The following is a 1,177-nucleotide window of genomic DNA, read 5'->3' as shown; positions in this document are numbered from 1 at the left end:
CGTAGACGGCGGACGCCTGCCTGGCGCAGAGGGGGAGCTTCAGGCCCTCGTGGGTGGGGAGGAAGCCCAGGTTGAGGTAGAAGCGGTGGGCGTCGTGGCGGGTCTTGTCGGTGGTGAGCTGGACCAGGGCGCAACCACGCTGCTTCGCCTGGTCGATCGCCCAGTTGATCATCTGCCCGCCGACGCCCCGCCCGCGCAGGTCGGAGCGGACCCGGACCGCCTCGATCAACTGTCGCTCGGCGCCGTGCCGGCCCAGGCCGGGGATGTAGGTGAGCTGCATGCAGCCGAGCAACTCGCCGTCCGCGTCGGCCACGATCAGCTGGTTGCGCGGGTCGGCGTCGATGTCGGCGAACGCCTTCTCGTACGCGGCGTCGACCTCCGTGAAGTCGCGGGTCCTGCCGAGCACGTCGTCGGCGAGCAGGGCGACCACGGCCGGCAGGTCGGCCCGGACGGCCTCGCGGAAGATCACATCACTCATGCCGCCCAGCGTGGCACAGCGAGCCGGACCGATGGACGGGCGGCGCTTGCCCGGGCCAGGCAACATGACTGTCCATGGACGCCCTGCTGCTGCCGTTCCGGCTGATCTACCGGGGGCTGGTCTGGTTCACCAACTCGCCCCGGACGCTGATCATCTCGTACCTTTTGATGATCGTGGTGGCCGGCGTGATCTACGGCCGCGTGGAGAACCGCAGCCCGGCGGACGCCGTCTGGTGGGCGGTGGTGACGGCGTCCACCGTCGGCTACGGCGACATCTCACCGGTGAGCTGGCAGGGCCGCACCCTCGCCGCGCTGCTCATCTCCACCATGGTGCTGCTGGTCATCCCGTTGATCACGGCGCACTTCGCCAGCCAGCTCATCGTCGACGACGACGCCTTCGAGCACGAGGAGCAGGAGCAGCTCAAGGCCGACGTACGCCGGATGCGGGCGCTGCTGGAGGAGATCGCCGCCCGGCAGGGCATCGACCTGCCCGACCTGCCGCCGGAGCGGCCGGTCAGCGGGCCGGGCAGCGCAGCCCCTCCCTGGGCACGGTCAGGTCGATCAGATAGGCGTCGACGGCCTCGGTGATGCAGGAGGTCTGCGGGTACGCGGTGTGCCCCTCGCCCTCCCAGGTGAGCACCCGGCCCACGCCCAGCATCGCGGCCAGCGCCGGGGTCTGCTCGTACGGCGTCGCGGGATC

The 1,177-nt window shown here is 70.8% G+C and carries 3 protein-coding genes; 1 reads left to right on the top strand and 2 read right to left on the bottom strand.

Features of this window, described 5'->3' with window-relative positions; genetic code table 11:
* Nucleotides 1-478 (bottom strand): GNAT family N-acetyltransferase (locus AB0B91_RS66320; RefSeq protein WP_358343317.1); only part of this gene is annotated, 478 nt, incomplete at its 3' end.
* 74 nt (nt 479-552) lie between these two features.
* Here AB0B91_RS66320 and AB0B91_RS66315 point away from each other — a divergent pair.
* Entirely contained in the window at nt 553-1,065 is a 513-nt protein-coding gene (locus tag AB0B91_RS66315; protein WP_357662086.1) for an ion channel, read from the top strand.
* On the opposite strand, the gene AB0B91_RS66310 is transcribed toward AB0B91_RS66315, so the two are convergent.
* A partial coding sequence (locus tag AB0B91_RS66310) for an alpha/beta hydrolase (RefSeq protein ID WP_358343315.1) occupies nt 992-1,177 on the bottom strand: 186 nt, incomplete at its 5' end. The two genes, AB0B91_RS66315 and AB0B91_RS66310, sit on opposite strands and share 74 nt — an antisense overlap.

The organism is Nonomuraea sp. NPDC049141 (assembly GCF_040648415.1).
GTDB lineage: Bacteria > Actinomycetota > Actinomycetes > Streptosporangiales > Streptosporangiaceae > Nonomuraea.
Note: the sequence above shows the minus strand (reverse complement) of the source record. Positions and strands in the feature narration are given on the sequence as shown.